The organism is Streptomyces sp. VTCC 41912, from assembly GCF_045799175.1.
GTDB classification, from domain to species: Bacteria; Actinomycetota; Actinomycetes; order Streptomycetales; family Streptomycetaceae; genus Streptomyces; species Streptomyces albulus_C.
Genome location: NZ_JBJMAB010000006.1, coordinates 40,189 through 64,665 on the forward strand (window position 1 = coordinate 40,189; position 24,477 = coordinate 64,665).

Annotated in this window: 25 protein-coding genes and 1 riboswitch; of the genes, 15 read left to right on the forward strand and 10 right to left on the reverse strand. The window is 74.9% G+C overall.

Going from position 1 to position 24,477, the window contains the following annotated elements:
* Positions 1-289 precede the first annotated feature (289 nt).
* The 7 genes from ACJ6WD_RS11515 (at position 290) to ACJ6WD_RS11545 (ending at position 7,209) form a co-directional block, all read left to right on the forward strand.
* On the forward strand, positions 290-1,591 hold the full coding sequence (locus ACJ6WD_RS11515) for an Ig-like domain-containing protein (protein ID WP_233658390.1): 1,302 nt from the start codon (positions 290-292) through the stop codon (positions 1,589-1,591).
* A 201-nt stretch (positions 1,592-1,792) separates the two neighbouring features.
* On the forward strand, positions 1,793-3,019 hold the full coding sequence (locus ACJ6WD_RS11520) for an Ig-like domain-containing protein (RefSeq protein ID WP_376437370.1): 1,227 nt from the start codon (positions 1,793-1,795) through the stop codon (positions 3,017-3,019).
* 72 nt (positions 3,020-3,091) lie between these two features.
* On the forward strand, positions 3,092-3,859 hold the full coding sequence (locus ACJ6WD_RS11525; protein WP_233658394.1) for an enoyl-CoA hydratase/isomerase family protein: 768 nt from the start codon (positions 3,092-3,094) through the stop codon (positions 3,857-3,859).
* A gap of 295 nt (positions 3,860-4,154) precedes the next feature.
* Positions 4,155-4,682, forward strand: coding sequence for an ATP-binding protein (locus ACJ6WD_RS11530; RefSeq protein WP_078487417.1), 528 nt, complete (start codon positions 4,155-4,157; stop codon positions 4,680-4,682).
* A gap of 348 nt (positions 4,683-5,030) precedes the next feature.
* Complete coding sequence (locus ACJ6WD_RS11535) at positions 5,031-5,453, forward strand: hypothetical protein (RefSeq protein ID WP_407615742.1); 423 nt, start codon at positions 5,031-5,033, stop codon at positions 5,451-5,453.
* 65 nt (positions 5,454-5,518) lie between these two features.
* On the forward strand, positions 5,519-6,307 hold the full coding sequence (locus ACJ6WD_RS11540) for a DsbA family protein (RefSeq protein WP_407615743.1): 789 nt from the start codon (positions 5,519-5,521) through the stop codon (positions 6,305-6,307).
* On the forward strand, positions 6,304-7,209 hold the full coding sequence (locus ACJ6WD_RS11545; protein WP_233658400.1) for a cytochrome c biogenesis CcdA family protein: 906 nt from the start codon (positions 6,304-6,306) through the stop codon (positions 7,207-7,209). The genes ACJ6WD_RS11540 and ACJ6WD_RS11545 overlap by 4 nt, the downstream gene beginning before the upstream one ends.
* Here ACJ6WD_RS11545 and ACJ6WD_RS11550 read toward each other — a convergent pair.
* The 4 genes from ACJ6WD_RS11550 to ACJ6WD_RS11565 all read right to left on the reverse strand — a co-directional run bounded on the left by ACJ6WD_RS11550 (position 7,206) and on the right by ACJ6WD_RS11565 (position 10,769).
* Positions 7,206-7,574, reverse strand: coding sequence for a hypothetical protein (locus ACJ6WD_RS11550; RefSeq protein ID WP_016571952.1), 369 nt, complete (start codon positions 7,572-7,574; stop codon positions 7,206-7,208). The two genes, ACJ6WD_RS11545 and ACJ6WD_RS11550, sit on opposite strands and share 4 nt — an antisense overlap.
* A gap of 189 nt (positions 7,575-7,763) precedes the next feature.
* Positions 7,764-8,594 (reverse strand): ammonia-dependent NAD(+) synthetase, encoded by an 831-nt coding sequence (gene nadE, locus ACJ6WD_RS11555; RefSeq protein WP_044370963.1) that lies wholly within the window; start codon positions 8,592-8,594, stop codon positions 7,764-7,766.
* Positions 8,595-8,693: 99 nt separating this feature from the next.
* Complete coding sequence (locus tag ACJ6WD_RS11560) at positions 8,694-9,248, reverse strand: GH25 family lysozyme (protein ID WP_016571950.1); 555 nt, start codon at positions 9,246-9,248, stop codon at positions 8,694-8,696.
* A 216-nt stretch (positions 9,249-9,464) separates the two neighbouring features.
* A complete protein-coding gene (locus ACJ6WD_RS11565) occupies positions 9,465-10,769 on the reverse strand; it encodes a glycosyltransferase (RefSeq protein ID WP_233658403.1) in 1,305 nt (434 codons plus the stop codon).
* A gap of 246 nt (positions 10,770-11,015) precedes the next feature.
* On the opposite strand from ACJ6WD_RS11565, the gene ACJ6WD_RS11570 reads away from it, so the two are divergent.
* The gene (locus ACJ6WD_RS11570; RefSeq protein ID WP_233658404.1) at positions 11,016-11,750 is read left to right on the forward strand and encodes a response regulator transcription factor; all 735 of its coding nucleotides are present in this window, start codon (positions 11,016-11,018) and stop codon (positions 11,748-11,750) included.
* On the forward strand, positions 11,751-13,256 hold the full coding sequence (locus tag ACJ6WD_RS11575; RefSeq protein WP_376445954.1) for an ATP-binding protein: 1,506 nt from the start codon (positions 11,751-11,753) through the stop codon (positions 13,254-13,256).
* A gap of 36 nt (positions 13,257-13,292) precedes the next feature.
* Here the strand turns inward: ACJ6WD_RS11575 and ACJ6WD_RS11580 are convergent, their stop codons facing one another.
* Both ACJ6WD_RS11580 and ACJ6WD_RS11585 read right to left on the reverse strand, forming a co-directional pair.
* Positions 13,293-14,255, reverse strand: a complete 963-nt coding sequence (locus tag ACJ6WD_RS11580) for a M56 family metallopeptidase (RefSeq protein ID WP_376445951.1) — start codon at positions 14,253-14,255, stop codon at positions 13,293-13,295.
* Positions 14,252-14,671, reverse strand: coding sequence for a BlaI/MecI/CopY family transcriptional regulator (locus ACJ6WD_RS11585; protein WP_016575105.1), 420 nt, complete (start codon positions 14,669-14,671; stop codon positions 14,252-14,254). Before ACJ6WD_RS11585 ends, ACJ6WD_RS11580 begins: the two co-directional genes overlap by 4 nt.
* A gap of 126 nt (positions 14,672-14,797) precedes the next feature.
* On the opposite strand from ACJ6WD_RS11585, the gene ACJ6WD_RS11590 reads away from it, so the two are divergent.
* From ACJ6WD_RS11590 to ACJ6WD_RS11605, 4 genes are all read left to right on the forward strand, one after another.
* Positions 14,798-15,514, forward strand: a complete 717-nt coding sequence (locus ACJ6WD_RS11590; protein WP_233658539.1) for a DedA family protein — start codon at positions 14,798-14,800, stop codon at positions 15,512-15,514.
* A 106-nt stretch (positions 15,515-15,620) separates the two neighbouring features.
* Complete coding sequence (locus ACJ6WD_RS11595) at positions 15,621-16,277, forward strand: phosphatase PAP2 family protein (protein ID WP_331247817.1); 657 nt, start codon at positions 15,621-15,623, stop codon at positions 16,275-16,277.
* On the forward strand, positions 16,274-17,011 hold the full coding sequence (locus ACJ6WD_RS11600) for a phosphatase PAP2 family protein (protein ID WP_407615744.1): 738 nt from the start codon (positions 16,274-16,276) through the stop codon (positions 17,009-17,011). The genes ACJ6WD_RS11595 and ACJ6WD_RS11600 overlap by 4 nt, the downstream gene beginning before the upstream one ends.
* Before the next feature lie 136 nt (positions 17,012-17,147).
* Positions 17,148-17,444 (forward strand): hypothetical protein, encoded by a 297-nt coding sequence (locus ACJ6WD_RS11605; protein WP_331247815.1) that lies wholly within the window; start codon positions 17,148-17,150, stop codon positions 17,442-17,444.
* Between the two features lie 79 nt (positions 17,445-17,523).
* Here the strand turns inward: ACJ6WD_RS11605 and ACJ6WD_RS11610 are convergent, their stop codons facing one another.
* From ACJ6WD_RS11610 to gcvT, 4 genes are all read right to left on the reverse strand, one after another.
* Positions 17,524-18,906, reverse strand: a complete 1,383-nt coding sequence (locus ACJ6WD_RS11610; protein WP_233658412.1) for an L-serine ammonia-lyase — start codon at positions 18,904-18,906, stop codon at positions 17,524-17,526.
* Between the two features lie 307 nt (positions 18,907-19,213).
* Positions 19,214-20,473, reverse strand: a complete 1,260-nt coding sequence (gene glyA, locus ACJ6WD_RS11615; RefSeq protein ID WP_038521861.1) for a serine hydroxymethyltransferase — start codon at positions 20,471-20,473, stop codon at positions 19,214-19,216.
* Positions 20,474-20,566: 93 nt separating this feature from the next.
* Positions 20,567-20,944, reverse strand: coding sequence for a glycine cleavage system protein GcvH (gcvH, locus tag ACJ6WD_RS11620; protein WP_016578057.1), 378 nt, complete (start codon positions 20,942-20,944; stop codon positions 20,567-20,569).
* 121 nt (positions 20,945-21,065) lie between these two features.
* Positions 21,066-22,184, reverse strand: coding sequence for a glycine cleavage system aminomethyltransferase GcvT (gene gcvT / locus ACJ6WD_RS11625; protein WP_233658414.1), 1,119 nt, complete (start codon positions 22,182-22,184; stop codon positions 21,066-21,068).
* Positions 22,185-22,336: 152 nt separating this feature from the next.
* Positions 22,337-22,432, reverse strand: a riboswitch (glycine riboswitch).
* Positions 22,433-22,728: 296 nt separating this feature from the next.
* Here gcvT and ACJ6WD_RS11630 point away from each other — a divergent pair.
* The gene (locus ACJ6WD_RS11630) at positions 22,729-23,442 is read left to right on the forward strand and encodes an AAA family ATPase (RefSeq protein ID WP_407615745.1); all 714 of its coding nucleotides are present in this window, start codon (positions 22,729-22,731) and stop codon (positions 23,440-23,442) included.
* Positions 23,443-23,609: 167 nt separating this feature from the next.
* Positions 23,610-24,455: an enhanced serine sensitivity protein SseB gene (locus ACJ6WD_RS11635; protein WP_233658417.1), complete on the forward strand. Its 846-nt coding sequence runs from the start codon at positions 23,610-23,612 to the stop codon at positions 24,453-24,455.
* Positions 24,456-24,477 lie beyond the last annotated feature (22 nt).

A 24,477-nucleotide genomic window follows, 5' to 3' on the forward strand; every position in this document is an offset into this window, starting at 1 on the left:
GGCGGCGTCCGGGCCCGGGGGATGCTTCCCCGCGCGAGCCGGGGGAGCGTCCCGGCCGGGTCCGGGGCCGTCGCCCGCGGTGCGGTGCATGAGGGTGCACCGTTGTTCTGCCCGCAACCGGGCGTTGCCTCACGCTTTCCGTCGTCGCGGACTCCCGTTGCCGCGGAGCGGCGCGGGCGGGCCCGGCGTGCGCCCCGCGCGCCCGCCCGGCCCACGGGACGGCGCAGCGATGACATTCCGTTTCGCGGCATACCGCCCAACTTGCGAATCATCCGTCACAATCCGGCGTATGACCGGCCATCACCAGCACCGACCAGGGGACGACACCGGCGGCCGCACCGCGGACCGCGCACCGGCGGCCGGCCGCGCGCCCCGCGGCACGACGACGCACCCGCCGTCCCGCCTCCGCCGCGCCGCCCGCACCCTGCTGGTCGCGCTCACCGGCGTGGCGGCGCTGGCCGGCTGCGGCGACCGGGACGTCCTCTTCGGCGGCGGACCGCCCAGCCCCGAGGAGACGATCCGGATCCTCCCGGGCGACGGCGCGCGCGGCGTACGGGCCAACGGGCGCCTGGAGGTCCGGGTCCCGGACGGCAAGCTGGAGCGGGTCGAGGTCAGCCGCACCGGCAGCGCCGGCCGGCAGCCGGTCGCCGGCCGGATCTCCCGGGACGGCACGATCTGGCGGCCGATCACCGACTCCCTCGAACTCGCCTCCCAGTACACCGTCGACGCGGTCGCCCGCGACGACACCGGCCGCCGCACCACCCGGCACACCACCTTCAAGACCTTCTCGCCCCCGCACCGGGTCATCGGCTACTACTCGCCGGAGAGCGGTGCCACGGTCGGCAGCGGCCTGATCTTCTCGCTGGTCTTCAACCGGCCGGTCCTGGACCGCGCGGCGGTGGAGCGCGCGGTCGTCGTCAGCGCCCGCCCCGCCGTCGAGGTCGCGCCGCACTGGTTCGGCCCCCGGAGGCTGGACTTCCGGCCCCGCGAGCGCTGGCGGCCGGGCACCCGCCTCACCGTCGACCTGCGCCTGCGCGAGGTGCGCACCGGACCGGGCGCCTACGGGATCCAGCGCAAGACCCTCCACTACCTGGTGGGCCGCGACCAGGTCAGCACCGTCGACGCGGCCCGGCACACGCTGACCGTCCGCCGCGACGGCCGGGTGGTGGCCACCCTCCCGGTCACCGCCGGCAACGCCGAGAACCCCACCTACAACGGGACGATGGTGATCCTGGAGCGGCACGCGGTGACCCGGATGGACGGCGACACCGTCGGCTTCGGCACCGAGTACGACATCCCGGACGTGCCGCACGCCATGCGGCTGACCCGGTCCGGCACCTTCCTGCACGGCAACTACTGGGCGCGGCCGGAGGTCTTCGGCGGCCTCAACACCAGCCACGGCTGCGTCGGACTGCGGGACGTCCGCGGCGGCGGCCCGGACACCCCCGCCGGCTGGCTCTACCGGAACTCGATCGTCGGCGACACGGTGGAGGTCCGTAACTCCCCGGACCGCACCGTCGCCCCCGACAACGGCCTGGGCGGCTGGAACCTGCCGTGGGCGGCCTGGCGGGCGGGCAGCGCGCGGCACTGAACCGGCCCGCGCCCGCGCGCGAGCGCAACACCCCCCGGCGCTCGTACGCATGCCCGCGCGGCCACCCGCGGCCCGGGACTAAACCGTTGTCCCCAGGGGGAGTTCACTGTCGGTGCGGTGTGGTTATCTAGCGGCACGCGCCCGGCCGACAGCGTCCGGGCGCGGGGCACCGCGGGCCGTGCGAGGGGGAAGGGGCCAGTCGTGAACGTCCGATCGATGGCGGGGGAGCCGGAGTACCGGAGGCGGGTGCGCCGCCCGGGCGCGCCACTCGCCCTTCTGCTCGCTCCGCTGCTGCTGTTGCTCGCCGCCTGCGGGGGCGACAGCGGCGCAGCGCCCTCCCGGCGGACCGGGGAGGACGCCGCCTCACGGGCCGCCGTGGTGATATCCCCCCGGGACGGCGCCCGCGACGTGGCCACGAGCGGCGCGCTGCGGGTGACCGCCCAGCAGGGCAGGCTGCGCTCCGTGAAGGTCACCGACGCCAAGGGCCACGCGGTCGACGGGAAGATATCCGGCGACGGCGCCCGGTGGCAGCCCGCCGGTCACCTCGGCGCCTCGACGCGGTACACCGTCGACGCGGTGGCGGTGGACGCCCGGGGCCGACAGGCCGCCGAGCACGCCACGTTCACCACGCTCGTCCCGAAGAACACCTTCATCGGCCAGTACACCCCGGAGAACGGCCAGCGGGTCGGCGTCGGGATGCCGGTCTCGATCCGCTTCACCCGCGGCATCACCGACCCCCGGGCCGTGGAGCGGGCCCTCACCGTCACGGCGCGGCCCGCCGTCCCGATCGCCGGCCACTGGTTCGGCAACGACCGCCTCGACTTCCGCCCGGAGAAGTACTGGGCGCCCGGCACCAAGGTCACCCTCCGGCTCGACCTCGACGGCGTCGAGGGCCGCCCCGGCGTCTACGGCACCCAGGCCAAGGAGGTCTCGTTCACCGTCGGCCGCAGCCAGGTGAGCACCGTCGACGCCCGGTCGAAGCAGATGACCGTGGTCCGCGACGGCAAGACCCTGCGGACCGTCCCGATCACCGCCGGCGCCCCGGGCACCGAGACCTACAACGGCCAGATGGTGATCAGCGAGAAGCACCCGGTGACGCGGATGAACGGCCAGACCGTCGGCTACGGCGGCGAGTACGACATCAAGGACGTCCCGCACGCCATGCGGCTGAGCACCTCCGGCACCTTCATCCACGGCAACTACTGGTCGGGCCGGGCGGCGTTCGGCACCCGCAACGCCAGCCACGGCTGCGTCGGCCTCTACGACCAGCGCGGCGGCGGCGACCCCGACACCCCGGCGGCCTGGTTCTACCGGAACTCCCTCATCGGCGACGTGGTCATCGTCAAGAACTCCCACGACCGCACCGTCCAGCCGGACAACGGCTTCGGCGACTGGAACCTCTCCTGGGAGAAGTGGCGCTCCCGGTGAGGCGGCGGTCCGGGCGGAAGACCGGCCGGGGGCGGGGCGGCGCGCGACGTTAACGCGTACTAACCTGCCGGCATGACTGTGCATCTCGAGGTCGCCGACGGCGTCGGCACCATCCGCCTGGACCGCCCGCCGATGAACGCCCTGGACGTCGCCACCCAGGACCGGCTCCGCGCGCTCGCCGAGGAGGCGAGCCGCCGGGACGACGTCCGCGCCGTCGTGCTCTGGGGCGGCGAGAAGGTGTTCGCGGCCGGGGCGGACATCAAGGAAATGCAGGCCATGGACCACGCCGCCATGGTGGTGCGGTCCAAGGAGCTCCAGGACTCCTTCACGGCGGTGGCCCGGATCCCCAAGCCGGTGGTCGCCGCGGTCACCGGCTACGCCCTCGGCGGCGGCTGCGAACTCGCGCTCTGCGCCGACTTCCGGATCGCCGCCGAGAACGCCAAGTTGGGCCAGCCCGAGATCCTGCTCGGCCTGATCCCGGGCGCCGGCGGCACCCAGCGCCTGGCCCGCCTGGTGGGTCCGTCCAAGGCCAAGGACCTGATCTTCACCGGCCGTCACGTCAAGGCCGCGGAGGCGTTGGCCATCGGCCTGGTGGACCGGGTGGTGCCCGCCGACGAGGTCTACGCGCAGGCGCACGCCTGGGCGGCGCGGCTGGCGGCCGGGCCGGCGCTGGCGCTGCGGGCCGCCAAGGAGTCCGTCGACGCCGGCCTGGAGGCGGACATCGACACCGGGCTGACGATCGAACGCACCTGGTTCGCCGGGCTGTTCGCCACCGAGGACCGGGAGATCGGCATGCGCAGCTTCGTCGAGGAAGGCCCGGGCAAGGCCCAGTTCCGCTGAGCCATGACCAAGTTCTGCTGAGGTCAGTGGTGTTGATGGGATGTCTGGGGTTTGGCCGGTACGCCATGCCTCGTGTGGGCGAATTGCGGAAAACTTAATTGCGCCTTAAAGAGGCCGGGTTGACGACTCCTGGTGGTCCGTCGCCCGTTCGAGGTCTGCGCAGGTCAGCGCCGTGTGGTCGCCCCCGGCTGCCGTTGGCATATGTCGTGCGGGGGGTGTGGAGCCACTGATTCCGGACAACGGATTCCCGAGGTTCCGCCCCCCGGTGCGGTAAGGGGCGGCCATTATGGAGGGCATGGCGGGCCTCGAAGGAATGGAGCAGCCGCGGCCGCGGAGTGAGGCGGCTGCCGCGCACGGGGAGTGCCCCGGTGTCGACGCGGAGACGGTCCCGGCCCCGGTCGGTCCGGCACCTGCCGCCCCCGACCTGGTCGGCGATCCGACCCTGGGCGAGGTCAGACTCCCCTCGCGCCCCCAGTCCGCGCGCACCGCGCGCCGGTTGACCGCCGCCATCCTCCTCAAACAGTGGACCCTGTCGCCGCAGCTCGCCGAGCATGCGGTGCTCCTCGTCTCCGAGCTGGTCGGCAACGCGGTGCGGCACACCGGGGCCCGCACCTTCGGGCTGCGGATACTGCGCCGTCGCGGCTGGATCCGGGTGGAGGTGCGCGACCCCTCGCGCGGACTGCCCTGTCTGATGCCGGTCCAGGCGATGGACGTCAGCGGCCGGGGGCTCTTCCTCGTCGACAAACTCTCGGACCGCTGGGGCGTGGATCTGCTGCCGCGCGGCAAGACGACCTGGTTCGAGGTCCGGGTCAACGACCGCTGACCCGGCCGGCCGCCCCTCGGGAAACGGCACTGGACCCCTCCCGCGAACGGGACTGGGGCCCTCCCGCGGGATGCCGCGGGGTGAGCCCCAGTACCCGGCCGTGCGCGGGCGGAAGGGGTAGCCCGCGCGGCCGGCGGCGACCGGCCCGCCATCGGCGGGGGCGCCGCGGACGACTATGGCAGGCCGGACTGCCGACGACCAAAGCCGACACATCGGGCATAAGGGGGCGCGTCAGGATCAAATTCGGCGCGTTCTCGGGTGAGCTATGCCACCGCCGTCGCCCGGCGCCGGCGATCCGTAGGATAAGAGGTTCCCGATGACACGGACCGACAGCGAGGGGGAAGGGCCATGCACCGGCTGCGCAGCTCGGCGACGCTGACCCTGCTGCTCCTCCTCGCGGTCGCCTTCGGACCGTTGCTGTGCCGGATCGGCGGCGACCAGGCATGGCTCGCCGGCCGCGCGGCCGCCGCCGCCGAGACCTGGCGGACCGGACCCACGGGCCCCGCCGCGGCGTCCGCCGCGCGCCCCGCCGCCACCGCGCCGATCGCGGTGGCCGACGCCGTCAAGAACTGCTCCGGGCGGCACGCCCCGAGCCAGGGCGAGGCCGCCCCGCTGCCCGCCCCGCACCGCGCCGAGCTGCCCGCCCCGGACGCCACCGCCCCCGGGCCGCTCGCCGCCGACCTCCCCCACCGGTTCGCACTGGCCCGCCCGCCCACCAGCGCCGCACCCGCCACGGACCACACCGCACTCCTGCCCGTACTGCGGATATAGGACGCCCGGCCGGCACTCCGGCCGCCCGCCCCTCCACACCCCTCCCGTACGACAGGAGCTTTCGCATGCCCACGTCCGCCTCACCCACCCGCAAGGTCGCCGCCGTCGGTGCGGTCCTCGCGCTCGTCGTCGCGGTGATCGCCATCGCCGTCGCGGTCGGCAAGGCCGTCGAGAACGGCCGGGACGCCTCCGCCGCGCCCACCGCCCCCGGAGCCGCCTCCGTCGAGCCGCAGGAGGACGCCGGACAGCAGAAGCTGTACGACGACCTCGCCGCCCGCACCAGCCGGCGCACCGCCGGTGACCCGCTCGCCGTCGGCAAGCCGGACGCCCCGGTCGTCCTCGTCGAGTACGCCGACTACCAGTGCTCGTTCTGCGGCCGGTTCACCCGGGAGACCCAGCCCGCGCTGGTCAAGAAGTTCGTCGACGCCGGCACCCTGCGCATCGAGTTCCGCAACTTCCCGGTCTTCGGCGCCGACTCCGAGCGCGCCGCCCGCGCCTCCTGGGCCGCCGGCCAGCAGGGGAAGTTCTGGCAGCTGCACGACGAGCTCTACGCCGAGACCCGCAAGGGCGACGCGCTCGCCGAGGACAAGCTGGTCGAACTGGCCCGCACCGCCGGCGTCCCGGACCTGGCGAAGTTCCGGGCCGACCTCGGCGGCCCCGCGGCCCAGACCGCGCTGAAGAAGGACCAGGACGAGGGCTACCAGCTCGGCGTGCAGTCCACCCCGTCCTTCCTGGTCAACGGCCGGCCGATCGCCGGGGCGCAGGAGACCCAGGTCTTCGAGCAGGCGATCGAGCAGGCCGCCGCGCAGGCCGGCAAGTCCGGGAAGCACGGCGGTGCGGGGGCCGGGAAGTGACCACCGACATCGGCTACCTCGCCGCGTTCCTGGGCGGCGCACTGGCGCTGGTCAGCCCGTGCAGCGCCCTGCTGCTCCCGGCGTTCTTCGCCTACTCGCTGGCCAGCCCGGGCCGGCTGCTGGCCCGCACCGGGGTGTTCTACCTGGGGCTGGCCACCACGCTGGTGCCGCTGGGCGCGGCCAGCACGGCCGCCAGCCGGCTCTTCAACGGCCACCGCGACCTGCTGATCGCGGTCGGCGGCTGGGTCGTCATCGCGCTGGGACTGGCCCAGATCCTCGGCCTCGGCTTCGCCTCCCGGCGGGCCCAGGCGGCGGCCGCCCGGATCACCCCGCGCACCGCCCTGTCCACCTTCCTGCTCGGCTGCGTCTACGGCCTGGCCGGCTTCTGCGCCGGACCGATCCTCGGGGCGGTGCTGACCGTGACGGCGGTCAGCGGCTCCCCGCTCTACGGCGCCTCGATGCTCGCGGTCTACGCGCTGGGCATGGCGCTGCCGCTGTTCCTGCTGGCCCTGCTCTGGGACCGCTTCCGGCTCGGCACCCGGGGCTGGCTGCGCGGCCGCGAGCTGACCCTGGGCCGGCTGCGGCTGCACACCACGTCGCTGATCTCCGGGCTGTTCTTCCTCGGCATCGGCGTGCTGTTCCTGAGCTTCAACGGGACCAGCGCGCTGCCGGGGATCCTGGACGCGGACACCGAGGCCGACCTGGAGGGCTGGGCCGCCCGGCTGGGCAACGGCGTGCCGGACGCGGTGCTGCTCGCCCTCGCGGCGCTGGCCGTCGCCGCGGTCCTCGGCCGGATCGCCCTGCGGCCGGAACGCAAGCCCGGCGGCGCCGAGGACCCCGGCACCGCCGGGCCCGAAGGCTCGGACCCCACCTCACAGGGCAATACAGCCAGGCGCCGCTAAGCGCTCAGCCGCCGGTGCCAGCCCGGGTGCGGCCGGGGGCGCGGGCGGGCGTGCGGGCGGACGTGCGGATGCTGCGCGTCCGCCCGGCGCCGGCGGTCGTTGCACAGCAGGCACTTGCCGTAGCCCGCCGGCAGCGGGTCTTCCGGGTCGCCGTGGAGCGGGTCCACCGCGCCGTTGGGGTGCAGTGCGCACCCCGTCGGGCCGGTGGTCAGGGCCCCCAGGGAACTGGCGGCGGTCAGCGCCTGGCGCAGGACGTCGACGAGCTGGTCGGCGTCGCGCCGGGACGGCGCCGCGCGCAGGGCGGAGGCGAGGTCGGAGGCAGTGGTCAGCGCGGTCTGGAGTTCGTGCAGGCGTGCGTCACCCATGCCGTGGAGAGTAAGCGGCCCCACTGACAGTTGATCTTCCGATCGCACTTCGTGGCTTCCCATGGCCGCATGCATGCCCGCTGCGGCCCACGGTTTAGCACCGGGCCGGTGACCGCTCCCTGGCCGGCGCATGACCGGACGGTGCATGACCGGACGGTGCGGGGCGCGGCCGAGCGCGCCCCGCCCGGTTCAGGGCGCGAGCGGCAGGGCGCGCTTGTGGGCGGTGAGGCGGTACCGCCGCACGATCGCCTCGAAGGCGGCGTCCTCGACGGGCCGGCCCTCCAGGAAGTCGTCGATCTGGTCGTAGGTGACGCCGAGGGCGTCCTCGTCGGGCTTGCCCGGGTCGAGGGTTTCCAGGTCGGCGGTCGGGACCTTGTGGACCAGTTCGGCCGGGGCGCCCAGCGCCTCGGCGACGGCCCGCACCCGGCGCTTGGTCAGCCCGGTCAGCGGGACCACGTCGGCCGCGCCGTCGCCGAACTTGGTGAAGAAGCCGGAGACCGCCTCGGCCGCGTGGTCGGTGCCCACGACCAGGCCGTTCTCCGCGCCGGCCACCGCGTACTGGGCGATCATGCGCTGCCGGGCCTTGATGTTGCCGTGCACGAAGTCCTGGTGGTGCGCGTCGCGGAAGGCGACGCCCCCGGCCACGGCCGCGGCCAGCGCCGCGTCACTGGCCGGCCGGACGTCCACGGTCAGCAGCCGGTCGGCCCGGAGGAACTCCACCGCCCGCTGCGCGTCCTTCTCGTCGGCCTGCTCCCCGTAGGGCAGCCGCATCGCGAAGAACGTCGCGTCGTGCCCCTCGGTGCGGGCCCGCTCCACCGCGAGCTGGCAGAGCCGGCCCGCGGTGGTGGAGTCGACCCCGCCGCTGATGCCCAGCACCAGCGAGCGCAGGCCCGTGGAGGTGAGCTGCGCTGTGAGGAAGGACACCCGGCGCTCGATCTCCCGTGCGGCGTCGAACTCCGCGGGCACCTGGAGTTCGCGGGCTATCTCCTGTTGCAGGGCCTTGGCCGCCGGGTCCGTCACGGGTGTTCCTCCACGCTCTTCGTCACGCACTGTCCGCCAGCCGCGCGATCGTGTCACGCGGAGTGTCCGCCAGGCGCATCCGGGTACTGCCGGAGAAGTTTATGCGGGATGCGCCCACTTCTTGAGCTCGGCATGGCTGCCGAACGCCGCGACGTCCTTGTCGAGGGGCGAGTCGGTGTACTGGTGGATGCGCCACTTCGCCTTGATCCGCGGATGCCCGGCGGCGACGTAGTCGGCGATCCACAGTCCGTCCGCCGCGTACGACGTGTGGTCGCGGTTCAACCAGAAGTCACGGTTGCAGTAGAGCAGCACGCGGTGGGTGGGCCGGAGCTTCTTGACCTCCAGCAGGAACTGGTCCTTCTGCGCGTTGCTGGCGTAGGTGCCGGCACCGGTGGTCTCCCAGTCGGCGGCCAGCACGTCGCCCTGCACCGAGGCGCACTTCTCCACGAAATAGCGGGCCTGGGCGGCGATGTTGCCCGGCCACAGGAAGTGGTAGAAGCCGACCACGGCGCCCGCCTCCCGGGCCCGTGCCGCCTGGGCGGACTGGTGCGGATTGACGTAGGAACGGCCTTCGGTGGCCTTGATGAAGACGAAGTCCAGACCTTTGGCGGAATATCCGGTGTTGTAGGAGCTGACATCGACACCGTGCAGCATGAGCGGCCCCCTGTCCGTCGGAATTTCGGAATGCGAAGCGTCATCTGCTCGAAGTGGCAGTCGCCCCCTCAGCAGTTCAGCATGTTCACGACCGGGGACGCCAGATCGCCGCGCCGAAGTTCCGCCGGGCGCCGGCGAGTTGAGTAACGCACGGCACGGATGGGGCGGGAGGTGTGCAAGGGGCGGGAGTCCGGTTCCACGGCGGGCGTCCGCCGTTCAGGCCCGCTCGTTCCCCCGTGGCCCGGTGCGCAGACGCAGCCCGATGCCGCCGAGCGCCCGGCGCACGGCCCGGGCCCGGCGGGTGGTCCGCAGCTCCTCGAACAACACCTGGTAGCGCGCGGCGGCCGGCCCCGGGCCGTGCCGGCGGGCGCTCTCCAGCGCGGCCGCCCCCAGGGCCCGCCGGCGCTCCGGGTCCTCGACCAGGTCCAGCAGTGCCCCGGCCAGTGCCCGCCCGTCGTCGCACGGCACCAGCACCCCGCCACCGCCGCCCTGGAGGAGCTCCGTGGGGCCCGGCGGCCGGCCGGTGCCGACGACCGGGACGCCGCGCAGCATCGCCTCGACCAGCGCCGGGCCGGACGCCTCGGCGTCCGAGGCTGAGGCGGCGATGGACGCCCCGGCGAACTCCGCGCCGTCCGGTGACCGCGGCCCGGCCAGCTCGGCCCGGTCGGCCAGCCCGAGGCCGTCGATCAGGCTCCGCAGCCGGGCGCGCTCGGGGCCCTCGCCGTGGATCCGCAGCCGCCAGCCGGGGTGCTTGGCGCAGACCGCGGAGAACGCCTCGACCAGCAGGTCGAAGCGCTCGTCGGGGGCCAGCCGACCGGCCGCGACGATGATCCGCGGGGCGGCGTCGGCGGCGGCGGTGTCGGCAGCTGTCCCGGGAGCGGACGCGGGTGCGGAGCCGGCAGCGGTGTCGGGGCGGGCGCCGGTCGCCGGCGTGCCGGGCGGATCCGCGGGCGGCGGGACGACCGCCGGTACCGCCAGCACCCGCACGCCGGGCAGCGGCCGTCGGGTCCGCCAGTGGGCCGCCGCCTCGGCGGTGGTCACCAGGGCGTCCAAGGCCCGGTAGGAGTCGGCGAGTTCGGCCCGCAGCAGGTCCTCGTGCGCGTCGCGGCGGGGCGCCTCCTGGGCGATCCGGAGGGCGCGGCGGGGGCCGAAGCGGGCCAGGTAGGCGTTGATCCCGGGGCGGGTGCCGATCAGTACGTCGGCGTCGGTGCCGCGCAGGAACTCCGCGGCCCGCAGGTCGACCAGCCGGCTGTACTGGTGGTGGCGCCGGTCGGCGGTCGGGAAGTCCAGCGCCGGCTCGCCGAACAGCGGGTGCGCCATGTCGTCGCTGCCCACCCGGGTGTCCACCAGCGGCACCAGCCGCAGTCGGGGGTCCACCGGGCACCGCGGGACCTCGCGGTGCCGCAGCATCGAGACCACTTCGACGTCGTGCCGGTCGGCGAGCGCGGCGGCCAGGGCGAGGGTGGCGCGCAAGGGGGCGCCGACGGCGTAGGCGTTGTGCAGCAGGAGCGTGATCTTCATGCGGTGTCTTCCGGGTGGTGCGCCCACGGGTGGCCCGGGCGGTGCCCGGTGCCGGGCCGTCGTACTGCCGGCCGGGCCGGTTCCGCGGCCGGTCCCCGCGGGCGGCCCGTCCGGCACCGGCCACCGTGGCGGGAGCGGGTAAGTCGAGGACGTGGCCCGGGTGAGAGACGGGTAAGAATGCGCCCCGCGGGCCGTCCGCCCGGGGGGACCGCACCCGCCCGCGGGGGCCCTTGGCAGACTTGCCGGGTGACTCACTCCGTGCTGCTCGCCGAGGACGACCGCCCCATCCGCACCGCGCTGGAACGCGCCCTGACCCTGGAGGGGTACCGCGTCACCGCCGTCGCCGACGGCATCCAGGCGCTGGCCGCCGCCCACCGCGAGCGGCCCGACGTCATCCTGCTGGACGTGATGATGCCGGGGATCGACGGGCTCCAGGTCTGCCAGGTGCTGCGCGCCGAACAGGACCGCACCCCGATCCTGATGCTCACCGCCCGGGTCGAGACCGCGGACCGGATCGCCGGCCTGGACGCCGGCGCCGACGACTACGTGGTCAAGCCGTTCGAGGTCGAGGAGGTCTTCGCCCGCCTGCGGGCGCTGCTGCGGCGCACCGCGCCGCCGACCGGGGACGGCGCCGGGACCGGTGAGGCGGGGGAGGGCCACGAGCCCCGGGCGGCCGACAGCGGGCTCGTCGAGGCGGCCGACCTGCGGATCGACGGCCCCTCGCGGCGCGCCTGGCGCGGGACGCGCGAACTGGAGCTGACCCGCACCGAGTTCGAACTCCTGGAGCTGCTGGCCCGCAACGCCGGCATCGTCCTGGACCACTCCACGATCTACGACCGGATATGGGGCTACGACTTCGGCCCCGGCTCGAAGAACCTCGCGGTGTACGTCGGCTACCTCCGGCGGAAGGTCGACGTGCCGGGCAGCCGCCCGCTGATCCACACGGTGCGCGGCGTCGGCTACGTCCTCCGGGAGGACTGAGTGCCCGGGCGCCGCGGCCCCCTCGTCCGGCCCTCGGCGGTCCGCCGGGCCGCGCGGTGGTCGGCGGCCTGGTTGCGCGCCCGCAAACCGGCCAGCCTGCGCACCTCCTTCGCGCTGGCCTTCGCCGCCGGCGCCGCCGGGGTGACCGTCCTGGTCGGCTTCCTCAGCTACGACTCGGCGGCCCGGCTGGTGCGGTTGGACGAGAAGTCCGTCTTCACCGAGGTCGTCCGCGACCTGCGGGCCCAGGTGCGGGAGCGCCCGTACGTCCCCGCCGACTACACCGCCGACGCCGCCGCCGACTCCGGTGGGCCGCGCGACGCACTCGCCGGCGCCAGCCGCACCGACGTCCAGGTCCTGTCCGCCGGCGGGCGGATCGTCGAGGTCGGGCACCCCGCGCTGCCGGCCGGGGACCGCGAACGGCGGGTGGCCGCCCGGCCGGCCGCCGGCGACCACGAGGAGCGGGTGGTCGTCCTCGGCGACGCGGAGTACCACGTCGCCACCGTGGCGCTCGGCGGCGGGCGCGGCGCCGTCCAGGTCGCCCGCAAGCTCAGCGGCACCGAGGACCTGCTCTCCGCGCTCCAGCAGCGCACCGTGCTGCTGGCCGCCGGGGTGATCGTGCTGGCCGGCGCGGTCGGCTGGTGGCTGGCCCGCCGGATCACCGGGCGGCTGGTCCGGCTGACCGCGGTCGCCGAGAGCGTCGCCGCACGCGGCCGGGTGGACGTCGAGGTGCCCGTCGAGGGGCGCGACGAGGTCGGCCGGCTCGGCCGGGCCTTCGACGACATGCTCGGGCGGCTGACCACCGCGGTCCACGACCAGCAGCGGCTCGTCCAGGACGCCGGACACGAACTGCGCACCCCGTTGACCTCGCTGCGCACCAACATCTCGCTGCTCAAACGGTTCGACGAACTGCCGGCACCGGCCCGCGAGGAGCTGCTCGCCGACCTGGCCGGCGAGGCCAGGGAGCTGACCGACCTGGTCAACGAACTGGTCGCGCTGGCGGCCGGGCAGCGCGACGACGATCCGGCGTCGGACGTCCACCTGGCCGAGGTCGCCGACCGCGCGGCCGCCTCGGCCCGCCGCCGCACCGGTCGGCCGATCACCGTCCGCACCGAGCGCCCGGCGGTCGTGCAGGGGCGCCCGGCGGCCCTGCACCGGGCGCTCAGCAACCTGCTGGAGAACGCCGCCAAGTTCGACGCCGAGGGCACCGCGCCCATCGACATCGTCGTCACCGGGGCCCGTGTCGAGGTCCTGGACCGCGGCCCGGGCATCGCCGACAGCGACCTGCCCTACGTCTTCGACCGCTTCTACCGCGCACCGGCCGCCCGGGGCCTGCCTGGTTCGGGGCTCGGCCTGGCCATCGTCCGGGAGATCGCGGTCGCGCACGGCGGCGGTGCCTTCGCCGCCGCCCGCCCCGGCGGCGGCGCCCGGCTGGGCTTCACGGTGGGCGCGGCCGGCCCGGAACCGGCCTCCGACGGGACGGCCGGCGGCACCGGTGGCCCGCGCTGACGCCCGGCCGCCCGGAACCGGGCCGTCCCGGCGCCGCTAGCGGCCCGGTTGCTCGCCCTGGGCCGTTTCCACGGTCTGGTGCAGATCCGCCGCCGCGTCCACCGCGCCCGCCGCGGAGAAGGCGACGCAGGCCAGCAGGGCGGCGGCTACCAGCCGGCGGCCGACGGGCAGCAGCCGGCCGCGGGGGCGGTCGGCCGGCCGGTCGGGGCGGAGCAGCGCGGCGACCCGCCGTGGCACCGGGCCGCTGGTCGCGGCCGGTGCCGTACCCGGTCGCGGGGCGGCCGCGGCGTGCGTCCGGGCGGCCAGCGCGGCGCGGCCGATGGCCCGGGCGGTGAGCTGCCGGTCGCCCACCCGGGCGGCGGCGGACTCGTCGGCCCAGCGCTCCAGGGCGTACGCCAGCGGGGCGCGCAGCCCGCGGAGCAGCGGATGGCAGGCCCCGGCCAGCGCTGCGGCCAGCAGGAAGAGGTGGTGGCGGCCCAGGAGGTGGGCGCGCTCGTGGGCGAACAGCGCCTCGCGCTCGGCCGGCGGCAGCGCCCGCAGCATCCCCGCGGTGACCACCACCCGCCCCGGGCGGCCCGGCAGGGCGTAGGCGTCGGGCTCCGGGTCCGGCAGGACGCAGAGGTCGCCGGCGAGGCCGTGGGCGTCGGCGGTGCGCCGGGCGGCGCGCAACTCGGCGCGGTGCCGCAGGGCGCGGCGGGCGACCGCGACGGCACAGCAGGCCAGCAGCGCGCCGGCGACCGGGGCCGCCGGGACGGTCACGGCCGCGTCGGTGCCCGGCAGGGCCCGCTCCAGATGGCCGAAGGCCGCGACCGGCGGTAGCCGCAGCGCCCCGGCGACCGCGAGCAGCCCCAGCGCCGCGGCGGTGCAGGCGGCCAGCGTGGCGGCGCAGCAGGCCAGCAGCCAGGCCGCGGCGCGCGGCGGCAGCGACTCGGCGAGCCGACGGGCGGTCGGCACCGCCAGCAGCGGCATCACCAGCGGGAGCCAGACGGCGACGATCATGGGGTGGTCCCGGATCCGGGGAGCGGGCCGCCCGCGGCGCCCGGCGCGTCCGCCTCGTCCAGCAGCGAGCGGAGCAGTTGCTCGTCCTCGCTGGTCAGCTCGGAGACGAAGCGGGCGAGCGCGGTGGTGCGGTCGTCCTGCTTGTCCAGCTCGCTGCGCATCCGCCGGGCGGTCAGGCCGGCGGAGTCGTGTATCGGTGAGTAGGCGAAGCCGCGGCCGGCCCGGGTGCGGGAGACCGCGCCCTTGTCGTGCAGCCGGCTGAGGATGGTGGTGACCGTCGTCCGGGCGAGCCGGCCGCCCAGTTCGCCCTGCACCTCGGCGGGGGTCAGTGGTCCCGCCGCCGCCCACAGGGCCGCCAGCACGCTTGCCTCCAGCTCGCCGGCGGGGCGGCGGGCCGCGGGTGAAGTCTCCGACATGGAACGCCCTCCACCATTCCTTCGTCTACAGTGCCGTAGACCGTCTACTGGTCTGTAGACGGTGGGAGTCGGCCGCTCGGCGGACACCCGCAACCCATTATGGGAGGGGCCACCGACATGGCCGTAATGGCCGCGGCACTGCACGCCAGCACCGTCACCGAGGCGGTCAACGTCCTCGACGCCGGTTCGCTGCTCGCCGCCTTCGGCGCGCTCGGCGTCGCCGTCGTCCTGTTCGCCGAGACCGGCCTCCTGGTCGGCTTCTTCCTGCCCGGCGACTCCTTGCTGTTCACCGCCGGGCTGCTGTGCGCCCCCGGCGTCGGCGGCGCCGTCCACCTCGCCCTGCCGCAGGTGCTGACCGCCGCGGTCGTCGGCACCCTCATCGGCTCGCAGACCGGCTACTGGATCGGTCGCCGCGGCGGCCGGGCGCTGCTCACCCGGGGCCGGTCCCGCAAGCTCCAGGAGGGCGCCGCCCGCGCCGAGGAGTACCTGGCGCGCTACGGCCACGCCAAGGCGATCGTCCTGGCCCGCTTCGTGCCGATCGTCCGCACCGTGCTCAACCCGCTGGCCGGCGCACTGAACGTGCCGGCCCGCACCTTCGCCCTCTGGCAGGTCGTCGGTGGCCTGATCTGGGCGATCGGCCTCACCCTCGCGGGGTACGCCCTGGGCTCCTCGGTGCCCAACGTCGACCGCTACCTCCTCCCGGTCGTCGCCCTCGTGGTCCTGGTGTCCCTGAGCCCGATCGCCGTGGAGGTGCTGCGCAGCCGCAAGCAGCGCGGCGCCGACGGGGCGGCCGCCGAGCCCACCGATGCGCCGGATCACGCCACCGCGCCACCGGCACCCTGAACGACCCGGCACACTTGCTGGAGCGCACCGCGGCCGGCGCACCACCAGGGCCGCCCCCGGCATCCAGCCCGCGCACCCCGCACCGATCCGCCAAGGAGTAAGCCCAGTGACCGACCTCGCCTTCGGCGGAGCCTCGATCGACGGCGGCCTGTACACCTCCGTGACCGGCTTCGCCCAGCAGATGCCGCACTTCCTCAACGTCCTGGTCTCCTACTGGACCGACCTCGGACTGAGTGTCTTCGCACTGCTGATGCTGGTCGGCTGGTGGCGCGCCCGCGCGCGCCTCGGCGGCAGCACCCGCCGCCGGCTCACCCGCGGTGAGGGACGCCACACGCCCGCCGTCCAGATGGCCATGGCCCTGGCGGTCCCCGTCATCGTGGTCCTGGCCTACGTGGTCAACGACGTGGTCAAGAGCTTCTTCCACGAACAGCGCCCCTGCCAGACGCTGCACGTCGTCACGGTCGAGCCGTGCCCGGGGATCGGCGACTGGTCGTTCCCCAGCAACCACTCGGTGATCGCCGCCTCCGCGGCCATCGCACTGCTCCTGCTGGATCGCCGGCTGGGCGCCATCGCCATCCCCGCAGCGCTCCTGATGGGCGCCTCGCGGGTCTGGGTCGGCGCCCACTACCCGCACGACGTCCTGGTCGGCCTGATCGTCGGCACCCTGGTCGCCGCGGTCCTGATGCCGTTCGCCCGGCGCGCCGCCCCCCTGGTCGACCGGGTCCGGGAGACCCCGTTGCGCCCGTTGGTCGCCGCCCGGTGACGCCCCCGGGGGCGCCGCCTGAGCCGGCCGACGGCGCGCGCCGCGGCCCGCGCCTGGGCGCGCCCCCGTTCCGCCTGCTGCGCGCCGCGGCCCTCGGCGCCGCCCTCTTCGCCGCCGTCGCCGTCGTCATGGCCGTCCGCGACGGCGCCCCGCTCGCCCCCGAACGGGCCGCCCTGCACTGGGCCACCGCCCACCGCGGCGAACCGCTGCGCTCCCTGGCCACCGCCCTGACCTCCACCGGCACCGGCGTCGTGCCGTACCTGATGGCGCTCCTCGCCGGGCTGCTGGCCGGCCGCCGGGCCGGTGGCCGGATCCGCGCGGCGCTGGCCGCGGTGCTCGTCCTCGCCGTCTGCCAGGCACTCCGCTACGGCCTCATGGAGCTCTTCGCCCGGCCCCGCCCGCCGGTCGCCGACTGGGCCGCCCGGGCCACCGGCCACTCCTTCCCCTCCGGCCACGCCACCACCTCCGCGCTGGCCGCCGGCCTCCTGGCCTGGGGCGTGCTGCACCACACCCGCCCCGGCGCCGGCCGCGGGTGGTGCGCACTGCTCGCCCTCTGGGCCGTCGGCGTCGGTCTCACCCGCGTCTACCTCGGCGTCCACTGGGCCGGCGACGTACTGGCCGGCTGGCTGCTGGCCGCCACCCTGCTCGCCCTCGCCCTGCTCCTGGACCCCCTGGCCGTGCCGCCCACGGACCGCCCCGGAAGCTCCCCGCAGGGCTTGGACATGATTCGCTGACGAACGCCCCAGGTCTTCCCCAAGGCCGCATGGACCCCCGCCGCGGCGAGCACCACTGACGTGGGCACCGGTGACCGCGCCCGCCGTCACCGGTCCGCCTCCGCACCCGTAACCGCGCAGCACCAGGGGGACTGCCATGCACCAGTCGACGAGCGCCCCGCCCGCCGCCCGCCCGGCCACCCGGACCGCCGCCCACGACCGCTGCCCCGCCGCCGCGGCCGCCGACCCCACCCCGTGCGACGGCCCGCCCGACGCCGCCACCCTCGTCGACCGCGAAGGCCGGGAAGTGGCCGGCTGCATCCGACACTGCGCCCGCCTCCTGCCCGGCCTCGACGGCGCCCGCGTCCACCCCTTCGTCCCCACCGCCCGGGCCCTGGACATCTACTTCCGGGCCAGCGAACTCCCGCCGTTCGCCTGGGAGATCGGGCGGTAGCGGGTTTCCCCCACCCACACCGACGCCCCGGCCCCGCGCGACAGGAGTCACGCGGGGCCGGGGCGTCGTGGAGCGGGCCTCAGCACTCGATGATGTTCACCGCGAGGCCGCCGCGGGCGGTCTCCTTGTACTTGACGGACATGTCGGCGCCGGTCTCCTTCATGGTCTTGATGACCTTGTCGAGGGAGACGTGGTGGCGGCCGTCGCCGCGCAGCGACATCCGGGCGGCGGTGACGGCCTTCACGGCGGCCATGCCGTTGCGCTCGATGCACGGGATCTGGACGAGGCCGCCGACCGGGTCGCAGGTCAGGCCGAGGTTGTGCTCCATCCCGATCTCGGCGGCGTTCTCGACCTGTTCGGGGCTGCCGCCGAGCACCTCGGCCAGGCCGCCGGCGGCCATCGAGCAGGCGGAGCCGACCTCGCCCTGGCAGCCGACCTCGGCGCCGGAGATCGAGGCGTTCTCCTTGAAGAGCATGCCGATGGCGCCGGCCGCGAGGAGGAAGCGGACCACCCCGTCCTCGTCGGCGCCGGGGACGAAGTTGACGTAGTAGTGGAGCACGGCGGGGATGATGCCGGCCGCGCCGTTGGTCGGGGCGGTCACCACCCGGCCGCCGGCGGCGTTCTCCTCGTTGACGGCCATGGCGTAGAGGGTGACCCACTCCATGGCGCGGGCCGCCGCGTCGCCCTCGGAGCGCAGGGCGCGGGCGGCGTTGGCGGCGCGGCGGCGGACCTTCAGGCCGCCGGGGAGGATGCCCTCGCGGGACATGCCGCGGGTGGTGCAGGACTCCATGACCCGCCAGATCTCCAGCAGGCCGGCGCGGATCTCCTCCTCGGTGCGCCAGGCCTTCTCGTTCTCCAGCATCAGGGCGGAGATGGACAGGCCGGTCTCGCGGGAGAGCCGCAGCAGTTCGTCGCCGGTGCGGAAGGGGTGCGTCAGGACGGTGTCGTCGAGCTTGATCCGGTCCTCGCCGACCGCGTCCTCGTCGACGACGAAGCCGCCGCCGACCGAGTAGTACGTCTTCTCCAGCAGGGGCGCGCCGGCCTCGTCGTAGGCGAAGAGCGTCATGCCGTTGGCGTGGTACGGCAGCGAGCGGCGGCGGTGCAGGATCAGCTGCGTGGGCTCGTCGAAGTCGATCTCGTGCGCGGTGCCTATCTCGGCGCCGAGCAGGCGCAGCCGGCCGCTGGTGCGGATGCGCGCCACTTCGTCGTCGGCGGATTCGACGTCGACGGTGCGGGGGGAGTGGCCCTCCAGGCCGAGCAGCACGGCCTTGGGGGTGCCGTGGCCGTGGCCGGTGGCGCCCAGCGAGCCGAACAGCTCGGCGCGCACCGAGACCGTCTGGGCGAGCAGACCGTCCTTCTTGAGCCGCCGGGCGAACATCCGGGCGGCACGCATGGGGCCGACCGTGTGCGAGCTGGAGGGGCCGATGCCGATGGAGAAGAGGTCGAAGACGGAGATGGCCACGGGGGCTGACTCCCTTGTCTGCTCGTGGTGGACGGTGGAGCACATCGGGGCAGGATGGGGTGTTTCCGGCCCGACTGTCGAGCGTAACCCGCTCGCGGGGGATTGCCGCCGGCCGGGGAGCGGCGGGCGGGCGAAGGAGAGGTGAAGCCGGACGGCGCGGCGCCGGTGGGCGGGGAGGGGCGTCCGGGAAGGGATGGGCGGGGCGGGCCGGGGGAGGCCCGGCCGTGGGCCCGGTGTGCGGCGGCGGGCCGGAGGACCGGCCCGCCGCCTGGTCACCGGGGGCCGTGGCGCCCCGGTGACCGGCCCGTCACAGCGACGGGTACAGCGGGAACTTCTCGGCCAGGGCCGTGACCCGGGCCTTGAGGGCCTCGCGGTCGTAGGTGGGCTTGAGCGCCTCGGCGATGATGTCGGCGACCTCGCGGAAGTCCTCGGCCTGGAAGCCGCGGGTGGCCAGGGCCGGGGTGCCGATCCGCAGGCCGGAGGTGACCATCGGCGGCCGCGGGTCGTTCGGGATGGCGTTGCGGTTGACGGTGATGCCGACCTCGTGGAGGCGGTCCTCGGCCTGCTGGCCGTCGAGCGCCGAGTCGCGCAGGTCGACCAGGACGAGGTGGACGTCGGTGCCGCCGGAGAGCACCGAGACGCCGTGCTCCTTGACGTCGTCCTGGACCAGGCGCTCGGCCAGGATCCGGGCGCCCTCAAGGGTGCGCTGCTGGCGCTCCTTGAACTCCTCCGACGCGGCGACCTTGAAGGACACCGCCTTGGCCGCGATCACGTGCTCCAGCGGGCCGCCCTGCTGACCGGGGAAGACCGCGGAGTTGATCTTCTTGGCCAGCTCGGCGGTGGACAGGATCACGCCGCCGCGGGGGCCGCCCAGCGTCTTGTGCGTGGTGGTGGTCACCACGTGGGCGTGCGGCACCGGGGAGGGGTGCAGCCCGGCGGCGACCAGGCCGGCGAAGTGGGCCATGTCGACCATGAGGTACGCGCCGACCTCGTCCGCGATCCGGCGGAAGGCGGCGAAGTCGAGCTGGCGCGGGTAGGCGGACCAGCCGGCGACGATCAGCTTGGGCCGGTGCTCCTTGGCGAGGCGCTCGACCTCCTCCATGTCGACCAGGTTGGTCTTCTCGTCGACGTGGTAGGGCACCACGTTGTACAGCTTGCCGGAGAAGTTGATCTTCATGCCGTGGGTCAGGTGCCCGCCGTGGGCGAGGTTCAGACCCAGGATGGTGTCGCCCGGCTTGATCAGCGCGAACATCGCGGCGGCGTTGGCCTGCGCACCGGAGTGCGGCTGGACGTTGGCCGCCTCGGCGCCGAAGAGCGCCTTGATCCGGTCGATGGCGATCTGCTCGACGACGTCGACGTGCTCGCAGCCGCCGTAGTAGCGGCGGCCCGGGTAGCCCTCGGCGTACTTGTTGGTCAGGACCGAGCCCTGGGCCTCCATGACGGCGACCGGAGCGAAGTTCTCCGACGCGATCATCTCGAGGGTGGACTGCTGACGGTGCAGCTCGGCGTCGACGGCGGCGGCGACGTCGGGGTCGAGCTCATGGAGGGAGCTGTTCAGAAGCGACATGGGACTTCCTGGAGAGAGGGGGGCGGGCGGGGCGCCGCGGCCCCGCCGGTGCGGTGGCGGGGCGGCGGGCGCTCCCAGCGTGAGCTGGGGGAGTCAGCCGGCGGTGAAGGCGGTGTACGCGTCGGCCGTGAGCAGGTCCTCCGGCTCGCCGGTGATCTTCACCTTGAACAGCCAACCGCCCTCGAACGGGGCGGAGTTCACCAGCGAGGGGTCCGCGACGACGTCGTCGTTGACCTCGGTGATCTCACCGTTCACGGGCGAGTAGAGGTCGCTGACCGACTTGGTCGACTCCAGCTCACCGCAGGACTCGCCGGCGGTGACGGTGGCCCCGACCTCGGGGAGCTGCACGAAGACGACGTCGCCGAGGGCGTTGGCCGCGTGCTCGGTGATGCCGACCGTCGAGACGCCGCCCTCGGCGTCCGACAGCCACTCGTGCTCCTTGCTGTAGCGCAGCTGCTGGGGGTTGTCCATGGCTCGATTCTCCTGTACGCGCGGGTGTGATGGTGAATGGGGTCTTGCCCAGTGAGATGCGTGTGTCGGGCGCGACGGCGCAGGTCCACGGCGGGCGCCGCGGACCGGCCGGCGCCGACGGCTACTTCTGCCGCTTGTAGAAGGGCAGCGCGACGACCTCGTACGGTTCGTGCGTGCCGCGGATGTCCACCCGGACGCCCGCCGTGCCCGGCGCGGCGTGCTCGGCGTCGACGTAGGCGATGGCGATCGGCTTGCCCAGCGTCGGGGACGGCGCCCCGGAGGTGACCTCGCCGATCACTGTGCCGTCGGCCGCCACGACCGGGTAGCCGGCGCGCGGCACCCGGCGCCCCTCGGCGACCAGGCCGACCAGCTTGCGCGGCGGGGCCTGCTCGGCGCGCTCGGCGGCCGTCGCCAGCGCCGCGCGGCCGACGAAGTCGCCCTCCTTCTCGAACTTCACGACCCGGCCCAGGCCCGCGTCGAACGGGGTGAGCGCGGTCGTCAGCTCGTGCCCGTACAGCGGCATCCCCGCCTCCAGGCGCAGGGTGTCGCGGCAGGACAGGCCGCACGGGACCAGGCCGACGTCCCGGCCGGCCTCGGTCAGCGCCTCCCACACGGCGACCGCGTCCGCCGGGCGGACGAACAGCTCGAAGCCGTCCTCACCGGTGTAGCCGGTCCGGGCGATCAGCGCCTCGACGCCGGCGACCGTCCCGGGCAGTCCCGCGTAGTACTTCAGCCCGTCCAGGTCGGCGTCGGTGAGCTTCTTGAGGATGCCGGGGGACTCCGGGCCCTGCACCGCGATCAGCGCGTAGGCGTCCCGGTCGTCGCGGACCGCGGCGTCGAAGCCGGCCTGCCGCGCGGCCAGCGCGTCCAGCACCACCTGGGCGTTGGAGGCGTTGGCGACGACCATGAACTCCCGCTCGGCGAGGCGGTAGACGATCAGGTCGTCGAGGATGCCGCCGTCGGGGGCGCAGATCATGGTGTAGCGGGCCCGACCGACCTTCAGGGCGCCGATGTTGCCGACCAGCGCGTGGTCGAGCAGTGCACCGGCCTGGGGACCGGTGACGGTGATCTCGCCCATGTGGGAGAGGTCGAAGAGGCCGGCGCGGGTGCGCACCGCGACGTGCTCCTCGCGTTCGCTGCTGTAGCGCAGCGGCATGTCCCAGCCGGCGAAGTCGGTCATGGTCGCGCCGAGCGCGCGGTGCGTGGCATCCAGCGCGGTGCGGCGGGGGGCATCAGTCATCGTTCTGGGCTCCCAGGCATGGGTGACAAGACGGTCTCCCCATCTGTCATCGGAACCTGAGAGGTTCACCGGGAGTCCGCGCACGGACCCGGTTTGCACCTTGGGTGGAGCCGCCCCCTACAGCCGGGCCGCGACTCGCTTTTCAGATCTGCCTCGCCCGCGCGGTATAGGGGCCTGAGAGATTCAAGGGAGGACTTGCTCCTTCGGCGCCCCGCCGTGGCGGCCGGGGACTCTCCCGCGCGGATTCAAGCGGCCGGTATGCAATTGGCTGGCTGTGCACGAGTGACCAGTGGTGGGCCCGTGGCGGCCACATCATTGCACGGGATCGCCGGATACAGGAGTCCCGGCCGTCGCTCCGCGGCCGGTCACCCGCGCCCCGCGCGGCCCGCGGCCCCCGTCGCCGAGCCGCCCGACGGCGCCCCCGGACCGTCAATTCCGGTGCTGCGCTTGGCAATCGCCTTGCTGTTCATTACCTTTTCTTGACACTCTGCGGAAAGGTCGGGCCTCGATATCCGGCCTGATCCGACGGGGAGGGGCGATCACGGTGCACAGCGAAGCGGCGTACGCGACGACGGCGGGGGCCGCCCCGCCGGAGCCCGCCCCGGTACCGGCGCCGATCGCGCCCCGGGCGCCGCGCCGCCCCGCCGGCCGGCCGGCCGGCGGGCCGCGGATCACCGACCTGCGCGGCTCCGGCCGCACACCGCGCACCGCGCTCCGCTTCCCGCCCGGCGACCTGATCGTGGTCTCCGGCCTGCCGGGCAGCGGCAAGAGCACCCTGATGGCGCGGGTGGTGCCGTGCCGCGACGGCCGCGGCGCCCGCGTGCACCGGGTGGACTCCCAGGATGCCCGGGAGCGCTGGCAGCGCGGCCGGCTGCGCCGCCTGCCCTACGCCCTGTACCGCCCGCTGGTCCGGGTGGCGCACTATCTGGCGCTGCGCCGCGCGGTGCGCTCCGGCGCAAGCGTCGTGGTGCACGACTGCGGGACGCTGGCGTGGGTGCGGCACTGGCTCTCCCGAGCGGCGCTGCGCGATGGCCGACGGGTGCACCTGGTGCTGCTCGACGTGCCGCCCGAGGCGGCGCTGATCGGCCAACGGGCGCGCGGCCGGCGGGTCTCGCGGTACGCCTTCGCCCGGCACCGCAGGGCGGTGCGCCGGCTGGTCGTCCGGGCCGAGGCGGCCCGGCTCCCGTCGGGGTTCGGCTCCGCGGTGCTGCTGGACCGGCCCGCCGCCGGGGCGTTGGAGCGGGTCACCTTCGGCTGAGCCGGTGGTGGACCGCCCGCGTCCGGTTCGGCTCCGGTGCACATCGGGGCCGCCGCCGGCTTCGGCGCGCGGCGCTTTCCCGGTTAGGGTCTGATCCACCGGGCGGGTCCGCGGGTCCGCCCCCAGGGTCAGGGGCCGGGGAGCGCGGCCAGTAATGGGTGGGTGAGATGAACTATCCGGACAATTACCCGCAGCACGGTGGTCCGGTGCCGGGGTGCGTCCCGGACACGGGGATACCGCAGTTGGCCTGGCCGGCCAACGAGCTGGAGCAGGTGCTGGCCGCGTCGGTCGGACACCCCGAGGCCGGGGGACGGATCGTCGAGGTGCTGGGCCGCAGCCAGGTGTGGGTGCCGCTGCCCGAGGGCGGCGGCCCGGACAGCGCGGGTCCCGGGGCGGGCGGCCTCGACCTGCCGACCGTCGAGATCGGCGGCGCCGCGTACGTCCCGGTCTTCAGCTCCGAGCAGGAGTTCCTGAAGGTCGTCGGCGCGCACCTGTCGTACACCGTCGCACCGGCCCGGGAGTTCGCCCGCGGGCTGCCGCCGCTGCTGGGCGTCGCGGTCAATCCGGGCGGCACGGTGGGCGTTCCGCTGCCGCCGCCCGCAGTGGCCGAATTGTGTCGGTCCGGGCGGTCGGATCTGGACGGCCCGCCGGCCGGCGGCGCCCGGGTGCGGCTCTTCGAGCCGGACTGGCAGGACGAGCCGGTGGACTTCCTCGCCGCCGCCGGCCTGGCGTTCTCGGCCGCCGGGTGCGTGCTGACCGCCCGGCGCGCGCTGGCCAGCGTCGAGGGCGACACGCCGGCGCTCTTCGTCGGGGTGCAGCTCGACGTCGCCCCCGAGCGGCTGCACGACGGCAGCGCCCGCGACGAGGCCCTGCACGCGTTGGGGCAGGCGCTGGGTCAGGTGCCGGTCGCCTGGCCGGTCCAACTGGTGCTGCTCGACATCGCCCAGGGCGATCCGGTCGCCGACTGGATGCTGGAGCGCGTGCGGCCCTTCTACACCCGGGACCACTCGTAAGCTGGGGGAACGACGGGCGGGC